Raw genomic sequence first — 1,201 nt, 5'->3', positions numbered from 1 at the left:
CGGCTAATAACACGCGTTCCAGAAAGTCGGTTTTCATCATGCAGCGTTTCTGCTTCATCGGCACGCTGATCTTGGTTGTTTCGGCGCGCAGCATGTTAAGTGCCATGTGACGAAGACCAGCCAAATTTTCTGCTGCATTTTCCCGATAGATTTGACAGGCGTCCTCCTGCAAACTTACATCCAGGATCCAGTGCATGGACTCGATACCCCAATGGGCTCTGATGGCCTGACCGGCTTGTTCGGCACTCAGATCTTTGGAACTGATGTAGTAGCGGTATTCAATGTTCGCGACCTTGCCCTTTTCGGCGCGGAAGTTTTCCACCATGACCAAAGTGTTGAGCCCTTTCCAGGCAGAGAAATTCCCCTCCAGTTGCTTGGCGCTAAGGACATGACAGGTGCGTGATTCGACTCGTCCGTGGTGCTGCTCGGCCTGCCATTTCGTGTGGTCTATTGGCGCCTGGCGATACGACTCGAACGCCGTCCTGACGGCTTTCGCCAGTTTGCCTTGATTGCCCTTGACGGCCAGCAAGTAATCACCGCCTTGGCTGATGATGGCTTTCGCAATTTTGGTCTGACAGGCCATGGCATCAATGGTGACCAAGGCGCCACGGAGATCGAGCATCTGAATAAGTGCCGGGATAGCGGTGATTTCATTGCTCTTGCAGTCGGTTTTCAATTGTCCCAACACCAGCTGGTTGGCCGAAGCATAGGCACTGATCATATGAATGGTGCTATATCGGTCGTCACGGTTATAGGAACCCCGTAGCGTTTTGCCGTCAATGGCCACAACTTCCCCCTCGGTCAGACGATGTACTGCTTTCATCCAAGCGAGAAAACACTCGCGAAAGGCTTTTGGATCGATAGCGGCAAGCAGGCGGGCAAAGGTGTCATCAACAGGCACGCCATTCTCAAACAATTTTTGCTTGAGAAACCAATGATGATGGCCGAGGACATACTCACGGATGTCAGTCCAGCCGCGACCTCCCGCAATGACAGCACAGATGGCACCAAATAGAATATCGAACAGAGGATAGTCAACTTTTGCGCTTTGTCGCTCATCCTGGATGATGTTGAAATGCTGCTTAATAATGTCGATATTCATGCTCATGCCCCAAAAAAAAGGAGACATAAGATCACAGAGGACTCCGTGGGTCAATACTGTTTAGAGGGTAGGCAAAAAAACGTTCATGATCTTGCCCTG

General features: G+C 51.0%; 1 protein-coding gene. It reads right to left on the bottom strand.

The features are described from left to right. A partial coding sequence (locus LZP73_RS19150; RefSeq protein WP_234236504.1) for an ISAs1 family transposase occupies positions 1 to 1,102 on the bottom strand: 1,102 nt, incomplete at its 3' end. Positions 1,103 to 1,201: the final 99 nt, after the last annotated feature.

Origin of the sequence: Shewanella sp. AS16 (assembly GCF_021412365.1) — a bacterium.
Classification (GTDB): domain Bacteria; phylum Pseudomonadota; class Gammaproteobacteria; order Enterobacterales; family Shewanellaceae; genus Shewanella; species Shewanella salipaludis.
Note: the sequence above shows the minus strand (reverse complement) of the source record. Positions and strands in the feature narration are given on the sequence as shown.